Origin of the sequence: Bradyrhizobium sp. Ai1a-2, assembly GCF_000426245.1 — a bacterium.
Taxonomy (GTDB): Bacteria; Pseudomonadota; Alphaproteobacteria; order Rhizobiales; family Xanthobacteraceae; genus Bradyrhizobium.
The window spans coordinates 139,955-157,973 of the sequence record NZ_AUEZ01000004.1; the positions used below are offsets into that span (position 1 = coordinate 139,955).

General features: G+C 63.9%; 14 protein-coding genes and 1 tRNA gene. 8 read left to right on the plus strand and 7 right to left on the minus strand.

What is annotated here, in order from left to right; genetic code table 11:
• Nucleotides 1-58 precede the first annotated feature (58 nt).
• From K288_RS0105035 to K288_RS0105050, 3 genes are all read left to right on the plus strand, one after another.
• Nucleotides 59-835, plus strand: a complete 777-nt coding sequence (locus tag K288_RS0105035; RefSeq protein WP_027578545.1) for a hypothetical protein — start codon at nt 59-61, stop codon at nt 833-835.
• 187 nt (nt 836-1,022) lie between these two features.
• Nucleotides 1,023-1,232, plus strand: a complete 210-nt coding sequence (locus K288_RS0105045; protein ID WP_027578547.1) for a hypothetical protein — start codon at nt 1,023-1,025, stop codon at nt 1,230-1,232.
• Nucleotides 1,229-1,495, plus strand: a complete 267-nt coding sequence (locus K288_RS0105050) for a hypothetical protein (RefSeq protein WP_027578548.1) — start codon at nt 1,229-1,231, stop codon at nt 1,493-1,495. The genes K288_RS0105045 and K288_RS0105050 overlap by 4 nt, the downstream gene beginning before the upstream one ends.
• Before the next feature lie 216 nt (nt 1,496-1,711).
• On the opposite strand, the gene K288_RS49460 is transcribed toward K288_RS0105050, so the two are convergent.
• The 4 genes from K288_RS49460 to K288_RS0105070 form a co-directional block, all read right to left on the minus strand.
• Complete coding sequence (locus tag K288_RS49460) at nt 1,712-2,827, minus strand: hypothetical protein (RefSeq protein WP_152535396.1); 1,116 nt, start codon at nt 2,825-2,827, stop codon at nt 1,712-1,714.
• A gap of 108 nt (nt 2,828-2,935) precedes the next feature.
• A tRNA-Lys gene (locus K288_RS0105060) sits at nt 2,936-3,011 on the minus strand.
• Nucleotides 3,012-3,269: 258 nt separating this feature from the next.
• Complete coding sequence (locus tag K288_RS0105065; protein WP_027578549.1) at nt 3,270-5,948, minus strand: glycosyltransferase; 2,679 nt, start codon at nt 5,946-5,948, stop codon at nt 3,270-3,272.
• Nucleotides 5,949-6,135: 187 nt separating this feature from the next.
• On the minus strand, nt 6,136-6,720 hold the full coding sequence (locus tag K288_RS0105070; RefSeq protein ID WP_027578550.1) for a hypothetical protein: 585 nt from the start codon (nt 6,718-6,720) through the stop codon (nt 6,136-6,138).
• 211 nt (nt 6,721-6,931) lie between these two features.
• On the opposite strand from K288_RS0105070, the gene K288_RS0105075 reads away from it, so the two are divergent.
• Entirely contained in the window at nt 6,932-8,590 is a 1,659-nt protein-coding gene (locus K288_RS0105075; protein WP_084799472.1) for a beta-(1-6) glucans synthase, read from the plus strand.
• Here K288_RS0105075 and K288_RS0105080 read toward each other — a convergent pair.
• Together K288_RS0105080 and K288_RS44725 are read right to left on the minus strand one after the other, a co-directional pair.
• Nucleotides 8,550-8,930 carry a hypothetical protein gene (locus tag K288_RS0105080; protein WP_027578552.1) on the minus strand — a complete coding sequence of 127 codons (381 nt, stop codon included), beginning with the start codon at nt 8,928-8,930 and terminating at the stop codon, nt 8,550-8,552. The genes K288_RS0105075 and K288_RS0105080 overlap by 41 nt on opposite strands.
• Before the next feature lie 88 nt (nt 8,931-9,018).
• Nucleotides 9,019-10,371 carry a hypothetical protein gene (locus K288_RS44725; protein WP_051334361.1) on the minus strand — a complete coding sequence of 451 codons (1,353 nt, stop codon included), beginning with the start codon at nt 10,369-10,371 and terminating at the stop codon, nt 9,019-9,021.
• 170 nt (nt 10,372-10,541) lie between these two features.
• Between K288_RS44725 and glmU the strand changes: the two genes are divergently transcribed.
• The 4 genes from glmU (at nt 10,542) to K288_RS0105105 (ending at nt 15,807) form a co-directional block, all read left to right on the plus strand.
• Nucleotides 10,542-11,900 carry a bifunctional UDP-N-acetylglucosamine diphosphorylase/glucosamine-1-phosphate N-acetyltransferase GlmU gene (glmU, locus tag K288_RS0105090; protein WP_027578553.1) on the plus strand — a complete coding sequence of 453 codons (1,359 nt, stop codon included), beginning with the start codon at nt 10,542-10,544 and terminating at the stop codon, nt 11,898-11,900.
• Between the two features lie 257 nt (nt 11,901-12,157).
• Complete coding sequence (gene glmS / locus K288_RS0105095) at nt 12,158-13,984, plus strand: glutamine--fructose-6-phosphate transaminase (isomerizing) (RefSeq protein ID WP_027578554.1); 1,827 nt, start codon at nt 12,158-12,160, stop codon at nt 13,982-13,984.
• 92 nt (nt 13,985-14,076) lie between these two features.
• Nucleotides 14,077-14,859: a DUF502 domain-containing protein gene (locus K288_RS0105100; protein ID WP_027578555.1), complete on the plus strand. Its 783-nt coding sequence runs from the start codon at nt 14,077-14,079 to the stop codon at nt 14,857-14,859.
• Between the two features lie 90 nt (nt 14,860-14,949).
• A complete protein-coding gene (locus K288_RS0105105) occupies nt 14,950-15,807 on the plus strand; it encodes an NAD(P)-dependent oxidoreductase (protein WP_027578556.1) in 858 nt (285 codons plus the stop codon).
• A 10-nt stretch (nt 15,808-15,817) separates the two neighbouring features.
• Here the strand turns inward: K288_RS0105105 and recG are convergent, their stop codons facing one another.
• Nucleotides 15,818-17,926 carry an ATP-dependent DNA helicase RecG gene (recG, locus tag K288_RS0105110; RefSeq protein ID WP_027578557.1) on the minus strand — a complete coding sequence of 703 codons (2,109 nt, stop codon included), beginning with the start codon at nt 17,924-17,926 and terminating at the stop codon, nt 15,818-15,820.
• Between the last annotated feature and the right edge of the window lie 93 nt (nt 17,927-18,019).

Sequence of the window (18,019 nt, forward strand, 5' to 3'; positions counted from 1 at the left end):
GTCTTTGCGGCACCATCGTTCTAGAATTCGGAAGTATGCCGACGGCGGCGCTGTGCCGATGCCCGAGCCCGCTCCCTCGGCGGCGAGCGAGCAGAGCCCGGCGGCGAGCGCGGATGTACCGCCGCCGCCGGAGCCAGGCCCGGATGACGCGATCAAGCGCGCGCTCCAAGATCAGCAGCGCGCCGAGGAAACGGCACGGCAGCCGGAGACCATCGAGCAGCATATCGATCGTCTGCCGATCTCCGAATTCAAAAAGAACTTCCTCCGATCGCATCCCGAAGTGCTCGGCAGCGAGGCGGCGCGCCTCGGCTATGAGGCAGCCATGAAGGCTGGCGTTCCTGACGATACGGAACAGATGAACGGCTTCATCTTGGAAGCCATGCAGTTGGGCGCCGAGCGAGAGGAGCAGCATCGGCAGCAGTTTCGCGCCGACGCCGCGCGTCGCGCTGCCGCCATCGCAAGGCCGCCGACGGAGCCTGACATCGAGCGTGAAGCGGAAAAGCTGGGCAACGAGGCTTCAGCGTTGGGCCTGATCGATGCCGCCACAACCATGCCTGAAGACATCGCCGAACGTTATGCGCCAGAGCCTCAGCGGCGCCGTCCGGACATGCCGATCGTGGCGGGGGTCAGCCGGGATGTCCCGTCGTACTCCGGCCAGATGCAGAGCAGGGCGACTCAAATCACGTTGACCCCCGAAGAGCGCGACATTGCACGCCGATCGTTCACCGATCCAAACCTCTCCGCTGGCGAGAAAGAGAGGATGTACGCGCAGAACAAGGTCAAGCTTCAGCGTCTGCGGGCACAGGGCCTCTATCCCGAGCGGGAGCGCGGGTAATGTTCAGCGACGACCCCCGGGTTCATCGCGCCGTGGAACGGCTGATGTTGTGTGATCTCTGCGCGAACCCGTACAGGCAGCCGGAGAAAGCCCCAAGGGAGCCGCTGACCGTGGCGGATGTCATCTGTGCTATCCGCCAGCGGTTTGGCCATCTCGCGGCGTTAGGCCTCCGGTTGAGTGTGCACTGATGGCGATTCCAACCCGAGAAGATTACGCCCTCGCCGAGATCGACAACCTGCACGGCAATGTCATGGTCCGGCTGAAAAACTTCCGTTGGGCCAATGCCAGGGTCAAGGACCCGGCGGCAATCCGCGAGGCGTTGGTGGCTTATGTCGACGCCGTCACGGCCTTCGTGAACGGGGACGAAAAGGCTGAGGCCGATCGGCAGGCCGATTGAGACAGGACCTCTACAAGCCCGGTCAGCAGACGGCCAGCCGGAAAGAGCAGTTCCGGACCCTCAATCAATTCATCTTCGATCGTGGCGGATGGGTCACCTCGATACCCGGCGAGGCCGAACTGCGCTTCGAATGCCTGCCGGGTTCCACGGTCGCGGCGGAGCTTCGGGACGTTGGGCATGACGTCCGGGACGATGGCGAGGGCGAACGCCTCATCTGCGACGTTATCGTTCGCGTCGTCCAATACAGGTTCCGGATGGGTTGACACGCCTTCGCAATTGTCGTGTCAGCGGAACAAGGCAATTCAGGGGGCTGCGTGTTGTCAGGATCGAAAAAATTGCGGTTACACGCCAGAATGAAAAAAGGCGCCTAGTCGGCGCCCTCTTCTTCCTCATTCTTTAACGCCTCGTCACGAACTGTGCGACTCGGCTCGGACCTTCGGTGGGCTTCGGAATAGATGTGTCCGTACCTTAGTAATGCATCACGACGCTGTTGGCGCTCCTGCGCCGTCTCCCGCTTTGGGGGCTGGGCTATCTGAAGCATCGCTATTGTTCCTCTGAGATGCATTGCTCGTCTTTCGTTCTCGTTCGGGGACGGGCTGGCCATCATACCCTAGCATCGTCACCAACCGATCGCTACCGGATTTCGGTATAAGAACGTCCATCACTCGGGCGTTCACGATCTTCATCAACGCCGGAGTCGCGATATCGACCCGCTCAAAAAGCTCCCTTGTCTCTTCAAGGTCGATAACAAAATCGTGCGATGGATAGTCATAAACGAGTCGCTGCAACGCACCCTTCTTTAGATTCTTGAACTTACGGTTAAGTCGCTCGCCGTAATGTACAGCGATCCTGAGGTCCCGGTGGTCTTGGCCTAGCGCCTCTGGATTGATCTGCTCGTATATCGGCGCCATCATCCGCGACGAAATGCCAGCGGCAACATCGGCAGCCGCCCGGAACGAAACTGCGGTTCCGCTCCTGCTGATGATTTCCGTCATGAAGTGCTCGAACAGGTCAAAGCTGTGAGATTTCAAGTCTTCAAGGGCGGAGCGCGTCGTGAGACCGGAGCGACGGCCGGCAAGTTCATCCCGCTTGAGCAACTGTACGTCTAGCGGACCCATTTCTCCGAAGGGGCTGACGAACACCGCGTTTGCGGCACTAACTAGAAGCGTGCCGGCGCTTTTGCACTCGGCAGGCAAGAAGGCCACCACGTCCTCATAAACGGTCTGTAGAAAGCGGGCGGTCCGATAGGCAGCATTGGCGGAGCCGCCGTAGGTCACCAGAATCAGAACGACATTTTCGTTCCGCTTCAACCGATTGACGCACCCCATTACTTCCGGGAACGTACCGTGTGTAATATCCTCGTTCACTAAGAGGAAATCGTAGCCGGACGCGAACTTGTCTTGCGGCTTCTCACCGCGCTCTACGTCCGATCTACCGTTCATGCGCCTCTGCGGCTTAATCTGATCATTCATAGCGATACTTTTTGAGTGGAACTTTGAGGAACCGCGCTTTCTACCGCGCGAAGATGCGCCGATGCAATACCGGTGGTTGCCGGAAAGAGCGCGCCCCGACGATAGCTCGCCCATCACTTTCACGGCGCCTCGAACTGTGCGGGGACTGCTACACCGGTGCTACACAGGTAGGTCACCGATCGAATGACGCGGCTAGTGTCGGGGATAAGATTTTGTTTATATTGCTATTTTTGGTGAGCGCGGAGGGACTCGAACCCTCGACCCCATGATTAAAAGTCACGTGCTCTACCGCCTGAGCTACGCGCTCACTTTCCGAAACCTGACGACGTTCCAGGCCGTCATCCCGTTCCAGTTCTTGTCTGACCATGATCCGCCGGAAGCCGACTTCCGCTTTTCCGGATCATGCTCCAGCCCGCGCTGTGTAGGGGGCGGGGCCCGGCGGGTCAATAGCGCAGAGGACGGCAAATGCGTGATCGCGCGGGCCCAGGATTTCCCTGAGATAGCTGGCGGTTAGCCTCGTTCCTTCAAGCCTGGCCACGAAATCGATCCACCGCCAGATGGCGACTCAGTTGGCGTCGCGGCGGATTTCGGAGGCGGCCTGCTGGGAAGGCGCGGCGATCGTCGGCATGGCAACCGGGCGCAAGCCGATCAGTTCCGCAGTGCGGATGGCGCTGTTGCGCCAGAACGAGAACGAGTTGATGCGCGAATTCTCCAGGATCGCGATCGAAACCGCGGCGAGGAACGGCAGGCTCTGCAGCACCAGCACGCCGGCGAAGATATAGATCTCGCGGACCTGCTTGAACCCGTTGGTGGCAACCAGGACGGCGGCGCCGACCAGCAGGAGGACGCCGATCACCGCTTCCCAGAACGCCTGGAATTCGATCGACATCCGCGACAGCCCGCCCTTGGAGGTGCGGGCGAAGGCCAGGTGTTCGGTGATCAGTCCCTGCGCCACGGCGCGCGACACGGTCCACTGCACGCTCATCGCCGCGATCATGGCGCCCAGCATCTGGCCGGCTTTCACCTTCACGCGGAGCCGGTACAGCGCGACGAAATGCACGAGCGAGACGACAAAGGAGGCGATGATCGGCAGCGTCAGGATCTTGTCCGGGATGGCGATGTCGGCAAAGGCGACGATCGGCACCCAGATCAAATTGAGGATTGCGACCACCACGCCGAGGCTCTCGGCGCCCAGCCAGTTTAGCCAGCCGAGCGAAAATTCGCGGCGCTGGTCGGGCGAGAGCCGGCTCGCACCGGGCAGGAAACGCCGCCAATGTTTCTTCACGATCTGGAAGCCGCCATAGGCCCAGCGGTGGCGCTGCTTCTTGAAGGCCTCGTAGGTGTCGGGCAGCAGGCCCTCGCCATAGCGCTGGTTGGTGTAATGCGTCAGCCAGCCGTGCTCGATGATGGCAAGGCCGAGGTCGGTGTCCTCGCAGATGGTGTCGCTGGACCAGCCGCCGACCATGTCCATCGCGGCGCGGCGGATCAGGCACATCGTCCCGTGCACGATGATGGCGTTGTGCTCGTTGCGCTGGACCATGCCGATGTCGAAGAAGCCGGCATATTCGCCGTTCATGATGTAGTGCATCAGCGAACGGTCGCCGTCGCGATGCTCCTGCGGCGCCTGCACCAGGCCGACCCGCGGATCAGCGAAGACGGGCACGAGGTCCTTCAGCCAATCGGGATGCACGACATAGTCGGCATCGATGATGCCGATGATCTCGGCGTCCGCTGCGGTGCGGTCCATGGCGATGCGCAAGGCGCCGGCCTTGAATCCCTGGACCTTCTCGGCATTGATGAACTTGAAACGCTCGCCGAGCGTGCGGCAATGATCCTGGATCGGCTGCCAGAACGCGGGATCAGGCGTGTTGTTGATGATGCAGACGCATTCGAAATTGGGGTAATCGAGCCGCGATACGGCATCGAGCGTCTGCTTCAGCATCTCCACCGGCTCGTAATAAGCGGGGATGTGGATCGAGACCTTGGGGAACGCGACCTGCTCGCCAATCGTGGCGGGCGCCACCGGCGCGCTCTTGCGGATCAGGCGGTGGGGGCCGCGGCCGAAGGCGATATCGGCGATCTCCTCGATCCGCGCCATCGCGATCAGGATCAGCGGAACGAGGAGGATCAGGCCGAGCGTCAGCGCAAAGGCCGAGCCGAATACGAAATAGTGCCCCGCCCAGTAGGCGAACACGGTCGCAACCCAGGCGCCGACGGCATTGGCAGCAGCCGAGAGCACCAAAGCCTGCATCACTGTCGGGCGTTCCAGACGCAGGATCGGCAGCGACATCAGAACGCCGACGAGAAGCGCGATCACCGCGAGCTTCCAGTAATTCTCGTTCACGATCGGCCCGGTCCAGGCGAATTTCGGCTCACGGGAAGCATTCAGGAGGCCCCAATACGGGCCGACACCACCTTCGAAGAATTTCCAGGGCTGATCGATCGCCTCGACGATGTTGTAGTCCATGCCGATGGCTTCGGCGCGGGTGACGAAATTGCGCAATACCGAGGCCTGCTCGAACGGACCGGGCTCGGCATTGCGGAGATTGTAGCCCGCGCTTGGCCAGCCGAATTCGGCGATCACGATGCGCTTGCCCGGGAACTGGTCGCGCAAGAGCTGGAACATGGCGACCGCCTGGTCGACGGCCTGCTGGGCAGTGAAGTTCTCCCAATACGGCAGGACGTGAGCGGCGATGAAGTCGACGGAATTGGCGAGCTGCGGATTGTCGCGCCAGATATTCCAGATTTCACCTGTCGTGACCGGGACATTGACCGATTTCTTGACGCGCTTGATCATCTCGATCAGGTCGTCGATCTTCTGCTCGCCGCGGTAGATCACCTCGTTGCCGACAACGACGCCGATGACGTTGCTGTTGCGCCGGGCGAGGTTGATCGCGGCGTCGATCTCACGCTCGTTGCGTTCGGAATTCTTGTCGATCCAAGCGCCGACCATGACCTTCAGGCCGAATTCGGCGGCGATCGGCGGAACCAGTTCGACGCCGCCGGTCGACGAGTACAGACGGATCGCGCGCGTCATGGTCGACAGCTTCTTCAGGTCGGCGCGAATCTTCTCGGCCTGAGGGATATTGTCGACGTCGGGATGCGCGTTGCCGTCGAACGGCGCATAGGAGACGCTCGGCAGCATGCCGCGGAAATCAGGAGCCTGCTGCTTTTCCTGGAGAAGGCCCCAGAGCGCGGCATGCACAGCGGTGACGAGCAACAGAACGGCGGCGACAGCGCGCATCGCGGCTAAACCATACGGGGCCTGCTATGAAAGGAGAAAGCGAACCCGTCCCCTAGGTTCGACCGACATGGCGGCAAATTGAAAGATAGTCCTGCCACGCGATTTCACAACTGATATGACCGCATGGCGTTTTGAGGGCGCCACGCAGCTCAAAGAACGGAAATCGCGATCGTTCCAAAGTCGTAGGTTATTTGGCGGCCGGCGCGGGCGACGGTGCAGGAGAAGGTGAGGCGGCAGGCGCCGGCGCGGCGTTGCCGGCGGTTGCGGGCGTCGCTTGCGGGCTGGGCGCTGCCGCCGCTGCGGCTGCGGCCGCCGGCGGCTGGGCGCCGGGGTTGATCCAGCAGGCGTGGATCCGGCCATCGAGGCTGCGCGGCACCTTGTCGTCGATCGTGGCGCCGAACCGGGTCAGGCAGCGGAAGGTCGCCTGCACATGGCCACCGGGGCAGCCGAAGCGGTCGTAAAGGTCGAGGTGACGGAAGGCGGTGTCGAGGTCGTCAAGCCACATCAGCCGCACCACGCGCCGGCCGAGCCAGACGCATTCCGGGTTTCCGGCCGGCCCGTTGATCGCCTGCGTGGCCTCGACGAATTCGTCGGTCTTGCGCTGGTTCTCCTTGGTGGCGTCGGACGGAGCGTTCCCCTGCTTCGACTGTTCCTGCGGATTCGGCGTGCCGCTCTGGGAGAAAGCGGCACCGGTACCGATCAGAAGCGCGAGGCCGGCAGTGGCGAAATGGCGCAAGACCGCGATTTTGAACTGAAGCACCCGTCCACCCATACCTTCCCCAATCGATTTCCCGCCCAACACATCATCCCAAACGGCCGTGGCGTAATGCCGTCCAAATAGGTCTCCAGTGCGGCGGAGACGCTGGCGGAATCCCATGACCGGTATTTCAGATTTTGTCCAGCAAAGTCACAACTTTATCGCAACAGCGCAAAACTGTCGCAGGACAACCTTGGTATTGCCCGACTCGTGCTCTTGGCAGACGGTGCTTGACCGGCTAATCGACGGTCCCCGGAGGACGGAACCGATTTCTTCTCGTACGCCACTGGCGCTTCTCCTGATATCGCTGGGTTTGATTGCGGCGGCGTGGTGGTGGCTCGCTACGCCGATTACGTTGTCGCGCGCGCCGATCGACCCCAACGCAAAGCTGCAATGCGTCTCCTATGCGCCGTTCCGCGACACGCAGACGCCGCTGATCCGCACCACGCACATTCCGGCGGAGCAGATCGAGCAGGATCTGACTGATCTCGCCAAGGTCACGGAGTGCGTGCGCACCTACTCGATCGAGAACGGACTCGACCAGGTGCCGGGCATCGCCGCGAAGGTCGGACTGAAGGTCATCCAGGGAATCTGGCTCGGCAGCGACCGGATCAAGAACCAGACGCAGATCGCGGTCGCGGTCGGGCTCGCCAAGCAATATCCGGGCGTGATCACGGCGCTGGTCGTCGGCAATGAAGTGCTGCTGCGTGGGGAGATGACGACCGCGGACCTCGCCGCCTATGTCCGCGCGGTGAAGGCGCAGGTCCAGGTACCCGTGACCTATGCCGATGTCTGGGAATTCTGGCTGCGTAACCGGGAAGTCTATGACGCGGTCGATTTCGTCACCATTCACATCCTGCCTTATTGGGAAGACATGCCGGTGCGGGCGAAATTCGCCGCCGCCCATGTCGATGCGATCCGCAAGCGGATGGCGGTGGCGTTCCCGGGCAAGGAGATCCTGATCGGCGAGACCGGCTGGCCGAGCATGGGCAGGATGCGCGAGGGCGCGTTGCCGTCGCGCACCAACCAGGCGCGGATCGTCTCGGAAATCCTCGATCTCGCCAAGCGTGAGGGCTTCCGCGTCAACCTGATCGAAGCCTACGACCAGCCCTGGAAGCGCCAACTTGAGGGCACGGTCGGCGGCTATTGGGGCCTATTCGATTCCGTCAATCGGGTGGTGAAGTACCCGCCCGGCATCGCCATCAGCAATTATCCGCTGTGGAAATGGTATATGAGCGCCGGCCTTGGGCTGGGCTTCATCACCTTCCTGGTGGCCTGGCTGACGGTTCGGCGGCGGCCATGGGCGCCGCGGATCATCTCCTGGATCGCGGTCGGCATTTCCGCGACCAGCGCCGGAATCCTGCTCGGGGTCGCCATCGACAAGATGATCTATGAGAGCTACGGGGCCGGGGGCTGGGTGCAATGGGGAACGCTGCTTGCGGCCGCCGTGCTCGCACCGATCCTGTCGGCTCACGCGCTGATGGCTGGGAAGTCGCTACCGACCTTCCTCGAACTGCTCGGGCCGCGCCAGTACCGGCACGGCACCTTGCTCACCGCGCTGCTCGGGCTGTCGCTGATCGTGACCACCGTGATCGGGGCGGAAACCGCGCTCGGCTTCACCTTCGACCCGCGCTACAAGGACTTTCCGTTCGCCTCGCTCACCATGGCCGTGCTGCCGTTTGCGCTGCTGATGCTGCTCAACCGGCCGCAGGAAGGGGTAAGGCCGATCGCGGAGGCGGTGTTCGCCGGCCTGCTGCTGGTCGCGGCCGGCTATACCTTCTTCAACGAGGGTACCGACAACTGGCAGTCGGTCTGGACCTGCGCGATGTACGTGCTGCTGGCGCTTACGCTGTGGCGGGCGCGGGTCGCGCAAAGCCCAAAATGAGCAGGCCGATCGCAATCCCCGACAGCGCGACATTGTAGAGCACGATCCCGAGTCCCGCCGCGATCAGCCCGCCCGTCATCAGGACGATCGACGGCCGCAGCACGTGCAGGGTCGCGATGACGAGCGCGACGATGCCGAACACGGAGTTCCTGAACAGGGTTGTCGCGAGCACCCGCATCTTGCAGCTCATGGTCTGCAGGCCCGCATCGCAGGCGAGGGCGACGGTCGAGAATTCGATCACGAGATAGCGCAGGTAAAGCGCGTAACCGACGGAGAGGAAACCGACGATCAGCAGGAACTGCACCTGATAGGGCGTAAGGCGGAACGGGGGCTTTGTCATCGCGCGAATATGGTCGGGAAAGGGGAGGAGGACAAGCCGCTTCGCGTGACGTGAAAGCGGATGAGAATGCGGCCGCAATCCCTTGCGGTCATTGTTGTTCCTTGCGACCGAACAGCGAGGTGATCGTCGAGACCGCGGAAGGCACCGTGGAAGGTGGTGGCTCCGGCCTCTTCGGCGGCTCCTCGACCACCACCGCCGCCCGTTTCGGCGCCGGCGCTGAGTGCCGGCGCGGCGCGGGCTTGTTGGGCGCTGTCGTGGCCGGCGGCTCGTCCTTGAGCGTCAGGCGCTGGCCGTCGAAAACAGCGGTTTCGCAGGCACGGCCGTTTTCAGCCAGGACTGCGCAGATCTTCGCTGCGGCGCCGGCGTCGCGCAGCGGGCCGGCCACGAGGCGAAGCTGCATGCCGAGCCCGTTGGTGCCTTCCTTGATGACGATGATCGGACGCAGGTTGAACAGCGGCGCGTTCGACCGCGATTTCAACAGGCCTCGCCACAGCGCGCGCAGCCCCGGTACCGAATTGGCGGTGCCGAGATCGACCCCGAATTCCGTCCGCTGCACCTCGGCCTTCGGCGCGCTGGGATCCTCTTTCGCCTTCTCGTCGCCCTCACTGGCGGCAGGCGCAGCGGCAATGACCTCGGGCATGGGGCTGGCGGTGACGGCGGCTGCGGGCTTGGCCGGCGCGAGCGGCTCGCTCTCGGCCGGATCGGGCGGCCCGATCATCGACTTCTCGGCGACGCGCGGCATCGCGGGCAATGACGCTGGCGTGGCGCTGGCCGGGTCCGGATTGCTGGCTGGCACGGTGGCGGCCGGCGCCGTATCGGCAACCACGACCGGTGGTTTTTCGGCGTGCGGCTTCTCGCTCGCCGTAGCCGCAGGCTTGTCCGAAGCCGGCATCGGGGGCTTTTCGGCGATCGATTTCTCTGGCGCGCCTGGAGCGGGGGCCGTTACCGCGACTGGGGCCACGACCGGGGCGGAGACCGAGACAGGCTGCGCTGACGGCTCTTGCACCCACGCGGGATATGGCGAGCGGACGGGCTGCGGCGCGGCTGCGGTGCTCTGCTTCGCAATCGCGCCGGTAACCGAATCCATCCCTTGCTCCAGCACGGTGACGCGGGCGTAGAGCCGGTCGCGATCGGAATTGAGTGTCTCGATCGCGGACGCAAGTCGCCGCGTTTCGTTCTGGCTCTCCTTGGTGAGCATCTGGATCTGCTGGGCCTGCCGCGCCACGTCCGCGGCGGCAGCCTGGTCGCGCCGCCATCCGAGCGAGGATTGATTGGCGAGGACCGCGAGCGTTACGGCGGCGACCGCGGCAAAACCCCAGGAGCCGAGGCGCCACAGCGTGCGGCGATCGAATTCGTCTTCTTCGGCAAGCAGGCCTGTGAACAAACCGCCGGTGCTTTCCGCGCCTAGATCGCTAGCCAGATTGTCAGGATCTTTGGCCAAAACCCCTTTGGCCCTCCTCAAGGCCCGCCGAATCACGCCGCAAAGATTAACAGGAAATGCGCGGGGAACCTGACTCCGTGCCGTCACGGGAGGCGAATAGGTTTCTTCTCCCGGGGAAACCAACTAAGAAGCTTGGCGCGATCGGCGCGCACGGTATTTGAGGGCTCTTGATGACTGCTCGATCCAGCCTGACGGTGGTGCTCACGGCCGGCGAGGGCACGCGGATGCGATCCTCGCTGCCCAAGGTCCTGCATCCCGTCGCCGGCCAGTCGCTGCTGTCCCATGTGCTCCGTGCCGCGCCGAATGGCACAGGCGCTTCTCTGGCGGTGGTGGTCGGTCCGGACCATCAGGCGGTCGCGGATGAAACGCGGCGGGTTCGTTCCGATGCCAGGACTTTCGTGCAGCGCGAGCGGCTCGGTACCGCCCATGCGGTGCTGGCGGCGCGCGAGGCGATCGCCGATGGAGCCGACGATCTCCTGATTGTGTTCGGCGACACGCCGCTGATCTCGGCGGAAACCTTCGAGCGACTACGCGCGCCGTTGAAGAATGGCGCTGCGCTCGCGGTCCTCGGCTTCCGCGCCGCCGACCCCACCGGCTATGGACGGCTGGTGGTCGAGAACGGCAAGCTCGTTGCGATCCGCGAACAGGCCGACGCCAGCGCCGAGGAGCGCAAGATCACGCTGTGCAATGCCGGCGTGATGGCGTTCGACGGGCGCAAGGCGCTCGGCATCCTCGATGAGATCGGCAATGCCAACGCCAAGGGCGAATACTACCTGACCGATGCCGTCGCCATCGTGCGCAGACAAGGATTGGAGGCCGTCGTGATCGAGACCAGCGAAGACGAAGTGCGCGGCATCAACACCAAGGCGCAGCTTGCGGAAGCCGAAGCGGTGCTTCAGGCGCGATTGCGCAACGCTGCGATGGAGGCCGGCGTGACGCTGATCGCGCCGGAGACTGTCTATCTCGCCGCCGACACCAAGTTCGGCCGCGACGTCACCATCGAGCCTTTCGTCGTGATCGGCCCCGGCGTGACCATCGGCGACGGTGCGGTGATCCACTCGTTCTCGCATATCGTCGAGGCCACCATCGGCAAGGAGGTCTCGATCGGTCCCTATGCACGGCTGCGGCCGGGCACGTCGCTCGGCGACGGCTCGCGGATCGGCAATTTCGTGGAGACCAAGGCCGCGATCCTGGAGGAGGGCGTCAAGGTCAACCATCTCTCCTATGTCGGCGACGCCCATGTCGGCGCCAATTCCAATCTCGGTGCCGGCACCATCACCTGCAATTATGACGGCTTTCTCAAGCACAAGACCCTGATCGGCAAGGGCGCCTTCATCGGCACCAATTCCTCGCTGGTCGCCCCCGTGAAGATCGGCGCCGGCGCCTATATCGGCTCGGGCTCCGTCATCACCAAGGACGTGCCCGACGATGCGATGGCCGTCGAACGCAGCCCGCAGAGCGTCCGCGAAGGCGGCGCCGCGCGCTACCGCGAGCTCAAGTTGAAAGCGAAGGCCGCGAAGGGAAGCTGACGCTGTAGCCCGTAGGATGGGTAGAGCGAAGCGAAACCCATCATTCGCGCGGTCTGCTTTGACGTTGATGGGTTTCGCTTCGCTCTACCCATCCTACGACTGTTGGGGTGGATATTGACCGTAACTCACGCGTTATCCCCCCTTTAACACTGTCTCAATCCGCAATAATTATTGAGTTTGTTGCTGCCCGCGTTTCCCGTTAAGGGAGCGTGTCGCCCGTCTGGCAAATTTTCGGCGATTTGGGGATATTGAACCGCATGTGCGGCATTATCGGCATTCTCGGACGGGCACCGGTTGCGGAGCAGCTGGTCGATTCGCTCAAGCGGCTCGAATATCGCGGCTACGATTCCGCTGGCGTCGCCACCCTGGAGGGCGACCATCTGGTGCGGCGGCGCGCGGAAGGAAAATTGAAGAACCTGGAAGCGCGGTTGCGCGCCGAGCCGCTCGAGGGCCACACCGGCATCGGGCATACGCGCTGGGCGACGCATGGCCGGCCGACCGAGGGCAATGCGCATCCGCATGCGACCGAGAACGTCGCTGTTGTCCACAACGGCATCATCGAGAATTTTCGCGAGCTACGCCAGGAGCTCGAGAAGCAGGGTGCGAAATTCTCAAGCGAGACGGATACCGAGGTCGTCGCCCATCTCGTCAACTCGCACCTTCTGAAAGGCCATTCGCCGCAGGAGGCGGTGAAGGCGTCGCTGCCGCGGCTCCGCGGCGCGTTCGCGCTGGCGTTCCTGTTCAACGGCCACAATGACCTCCTGATCGGCGCCCGCAAAGGCTCGCCGCTCGCGGTCGGACATGGCGACGGTGAGATGTATCTGGGGTCGGACGCGATCGCGCTGGCGCCGTTCACCGACACGATCAGCTATCTCGATGACGGCGACTGGGTGGTGCTGTCGCGCGAGGTCGGCGTGATCTATGACGAGCATGGCGCGGTCGCCAACCGCGAGGTGCTGAAATCCGGCGCATCGGCATTCCTGGTCGACAAGGCGAACTACCGCCACTTCATGGCCAAGGAGATCCACGAGCAGCCGGAAGTGGTCGGCCACACGCTGGCACGCTATATCGACATGGCGACCGAGCGGGTCACATTGCCGGTCAAGCTGCCGTTCGATTTCAAGGATATCCAGCGCGTCTCGATCACCGCCTGCGGCACCGCGAACTATGCGGGCTATGTCGGAAAATACTGGCTGGAGCGGTTCTCGCGCCTGCCGGTCGAGATCGATATCGCCTCCGAATTCCGCTACCGCGAAGCGCCCTTGCGGAAAGGCGATCTCGCGATCTTCATCTCGCAGTCAGGCGAAACCGCCGATACGCTGGCCGCGTTGCGTTACGCGAAAGAGCAGGGCGCGCACACGGTTTCGGTGGTGAACGTGCCGACCTCGACGATCGCGCGCGAGAGCGAGACCGTACTGCAGACGCTGGCGGGGCCTGAGATCGGCGTCGCCTCGACCAAGGCCTTCACCTGCCAGCTCATGGTGCTGGCGTCGCTCGCGGTCGCCGCCGGCAAGGCGCGCGGCGAACTCTCGGATGCGGACGAGGCTGCGATCGTGCACGGCCTCGTCGAGATTCCCCGATTGATCGCCGCGGCGCTGACCATCGAACCGCAGATCGAGAAGCTCGCGCGCGAGATCTCCAAGTCGCGCGACGTGCTCTATCTCGGCCGCGGCACCAGCTATCCGCTTGCGCTCGAGGGTGCGCTGAAGCTGAAGGAAATCTCCTACATCCACGCCGAGGGCTATGCCGCCGGCGAGCTCAAGCACGGCCCGATCGCGCTGATCGACGAGAACATGCCGGTCGTGGTGATCGCGCCTTTCGACAAGGTGTTCGAGAAGACCGTCTCCAACATGCAGGAAGTGGCGGCCCGTGGCGGCAACATCATCCTGATGACCGACGCCAAGGGCGCCGCGGAGGCGACCGTCGATTCCCTGGTCACGATCGTGCTACCGGACATGGCGGCGGCCTTTACGCCGATAGTCTATGCCATTCCGGTGCAACTCCTCGCCTATCATACCGCCGTGGTCATGGGTACGGACGTCGACCAGCCCCGCAACCTCGCGAAGTCAGTTACGGTCGAATAGCCGCAACCGCCCGGATCAAGTTGGCCCTTCAAAAACCTGCTAGGATGGCTTAGCTGGGAGATTCTGGCTGCGCCTTGCGACCTGGAACCATAATGAGCCCCGAGAATCCGCCTCCGATCCCGCCTCCGGACGACCATTCACCAGACGGCCCGCGCGGCCTGATGGCCCGCTTTCGGAACTATTTCCTGACCGGGCTGATCGTCACGGGGCCGGTTGCGATCACCCTTTATCTGACCTGGTGGTTCGTGACTTGGGTCGACGGCCTGGTGCGACCATTCGTGCCTTCGGCCTATCGTCCGGAAACCTACCTGCCGTTCGGCGTGCCCGGTTCCGGGCTGGTCGTTGCGGTGATCGCGCTGACGCTGCTTGGCTTCCTTACCGCCAATCTGATCGGGCGGACGCTGGTCGATCTCGGGGAACGGCTGCTCGGTCGGATTCCGGCAGTGCGCGCGATCTATCGCGGCCTCAAGCAGGTGTTCGAGACGCTGTTCTCGGGTAACGGATCGAGCTTCCGCCGCGTCGGCCTGGTCGAATTTCCCTCGCCGGGCATGTGGTCGATCGTACTGATCTCGCAGTCGCCGAGCGCCAACATCGCGGCGAGCCTGCCGGGCGAGGAGGAGCACATCTCGGTGTTCCTGCCATGCTCGCCGAACCCAACGACGGGCTTCTTCTTTTACGTGCCGAAGAGCAAGATCATCGAGGTCGAGCTGACCGCCGAGGACGCCGCGACATTGATCATGTCTGCAGGCGTCGTGCAGCCGGGCTCCGGCGATGCAAAGAGTGTCGCCGCGCTCGCCGGCGTTGCCAACGCCGCCCGCATCGCCAACTCCGCCTCCACGCTGCAGCCAAAGCCCGCGCCTGCGAAAGTGGAATAGGGGTCTCCCGATTTTGAAGGTGAGGCGAACTCGTGTTCGCCGCCGGATCGTTCTACAAGTGCGGTCTCGCAGAACCCTTCAGGATCCATCATGTCCAATACGATCGCGATCCTCGCGCCGGGCGCCATGGGCAGCGCGGTGGCGCAACGCCTGGCCGAACATGGCGCTCGCGTCCTGACCTCGCTCGCCGGACGAAGCGAAGCGAGCGCCAAACGGGCGGCTGCTGCCGGCATGGTTGCGGCGGACGATGCCGATATTGCCGGTGCGGACATCATCCTTTCGATCGTGCCGCCCGCGGAGGCGATTGCGCTGGCCGAGCGGTTGGCCGCCAATATCGCGAAACACCAAACGAGACCTGTCGTCGTCGATTGCAATGCAGTCAATGTCGAGACCGTACAGAAAGTCGGCGAAATCATCGCGGCTTCCGGCGCGCATTTCGTCGATGGCGCCATCATCGGCTTGCCGCCGAAACCAGGGTCGGCCGGGCCGGCGTTCTATGTCTCGGGCGAGCATGCGCAGGACCTCGCCGCGCTGAAGGAGCTCGGCCTCGACTTGCGCATCGTCGAAGGGCCGGTCGGCGCGGCTTCGGCGCTCAAGATGTCGTATGCCGGCATCAACAAGGGCCTGACGGCCGTCGGCGCCGCCATGGTGCTGGCGGCCACGCGCGCAGGCGCCGCCGATGCGTTGCGCGACGAACTGGCATTGAGCCAGCCGCATGTCCTGGCACGCCTTGGCGTCGCGCTGCCCGACATGGTGCCGAAAGCATATCGCTGGGTCGCCGAGATGCGCGAGATCGCGGCTTTCCTCGGCCCGGATCATCCAGCCAATCTCGTCTATGAGGGATTTGCCAGACTGTTCGAGCATATCGCCGCCGATGCCAACGGCGCAGGTGAGGACGTTGCGAAGCTCAGAGCATTTGCCGAGAGCTTCAAGGCGAAGAAGGGTTGAGGCCCACCGTTCACCCCGCGCCGATCAGCGGGATCGCTTCGTCGCGTTCGAACAGGTAGAGCAGGCAGCGCAAGGCTTCGCCGCGGTCGCCTTTCAGCTTCGGATTATCCTTCATGATGCGCAGCGCTTCCTCGCGGGCCTGCGCGATCAGCTGGCCATGCACCTCGGGTCGCGCGATGCGATAGCCGGGGAGGCCGCTCTGGCGGATGCCGAGTACGTCGCCCTCGCCGCGCAGCTTCAGGTCTTCCTCGGCGATGCGGAAGCCGTCGGTGGTTTCGCGGATCACTTTCAGCCGCGCTTTTGCAATCTCGCCAAGCGGCTCCTGGTAGAGCAGGAGGCAGGTTGAAGCTTCGGAGCCGCGTCCGATCCGGCCGCGCAGCTGATGCAATTGCGCCAGTCCAAAACGTTCGGCGTTCTCGATCACCATGATGGTCGCCGCCGGCACGTCGACGCCGACTTCGACCACGGTGGTGGCGACCAGCAGCGTGATCTCATGCGCGGCGAACTGCGCCATCACCGCGTCCTTCTCCGTGCCTTTCATCTGGCCATGGACGAGGCCGACGCTGTCGCCGAAACGCTTCTGAAGGCTCTCGAACCGTTTGGTCGCGTTGGTCAGGTGCTCGGTGCCTTCGGCTTCGGATTCATCCACCAGCGGGCAGATCCAGTAGACCAGCTTGCCCGCCTTCAGCGCGCGGCCGACGGCGTCGATGACGTCGCTGATGCGGCTTGCCGGCACCGCGCGGGTATCGATCGGCTGGCGGCCGGCCGGCTTCTCGCGCAGTTCGGAAATGTCCATGTCGCCGAAATAAGTGAGCACCAGCGTGCGCGGGATCGGCGTGGCGCTCAGCACCAACACGTCCACGGCTTCGCCCTTCGAGGTCAGCGCCAGCCGCTCGCGCACGCCAAAGCGATGCTGCTCATCGACGATCGCAAGCGCCAGCGACTTGAAGATCACGTCGTCCTGGATCAGCGCATGCGTGCCGACCAGAAGATCGATCTCGCCTGCCTCGAGCCGGGCGAGCAATTCGCGGCGCTCCTTGCCTTTCTCGCGGCCGGTGAGGATCGCGACACGAAGGCCGGCGCGCTCGGCGAGCGGGGCGATGGTCTTGATGTGCTGGCGCGCAAGGATTTCGGTCGGCGCCATCAGCGCGGCCTGCTTGCCGACTTCAGCGACGGCAGCGGCCGCGAGCAGCGCCACCACCGTCTTGCCTGACCCGACGTCGCCCTGCAGCAGGCGCAGCATACGCACCGGCTGGCGCAGATCCTCCGCGATCGCCGCCATCGCGGCGCGCTGCGAGGCGGTGAGCGCATAGGGCAGCGCGTCGATGATCTTGTTGCGCAAGTGACCGTCGCCGGCGTTGCGGTCGCCGGCGGGCCGCCGGAGCTGAGCGCGGATCAGCGCCAGCGCCAATTGGCCGGCGAGGAGTTCGTCGAAGGCAAGGCGCGACCAGAACGGGCCGTCAGGCAGGATATCGGTCAGCTCGACCGGCACATGGACACGCTGCAGCGCTTCCGCGATCGGCGGAAAGCTGCAGCGGCGCAGCACGTCTGGGCTGATCCACTCCGGCAGCGCGGGGAGTTTCTGCAGCGCCTGCGCGATGGCACGGCGCAGCGAGCCGATCGCAAGTCCCTCGGTCAGGGGATAGACGGGATCGATGCCCGAGAGTTTTGCAAAGCCCTCTTCGTCGACGACGCGGTCGGGATGCACGATCTGGGGGATGCCGTCGTACATCTGCAGGGTGCCGGAGACGTAGCGCTTGGCGCCGGCGGGAAGGAGCTTCTCGACATAGCCCGGCTGGGCGCGGAAGAAGGTGAGCACCACATCGCCGGTGTCGTCGCTGGCATAGACGAGGTAGGGCGCGCGCGAATTGCGCGGCGGGGGCGGACGATGGCGGTCGACGGTGACCTCAAGTGTCACCACCGTGCCCGGAACCGCGTCGCGGATCTTCGGCCGCGCGCGGCGGTCGATCACGCTTGCGGGAAGATGCAGCAACAAATCGACCAGCCGCGGCGTCTCGCTGCGGTCGAGCAGATAGCGCAGCAGCTTGTCCTGCTTCGGCCCGACGCCCGACAGGCTCGTGACCGGCGCAAACAGGGGATTGAGCAGAGCAGGGCGCATCGCAGCATCCGTCATCAGGCGGCTGTGTGCCGTCAAGCCCGGCGATGACGCAACAGTTGATAAATCGGGGAACAAGAAGGGCTGACATTGGCC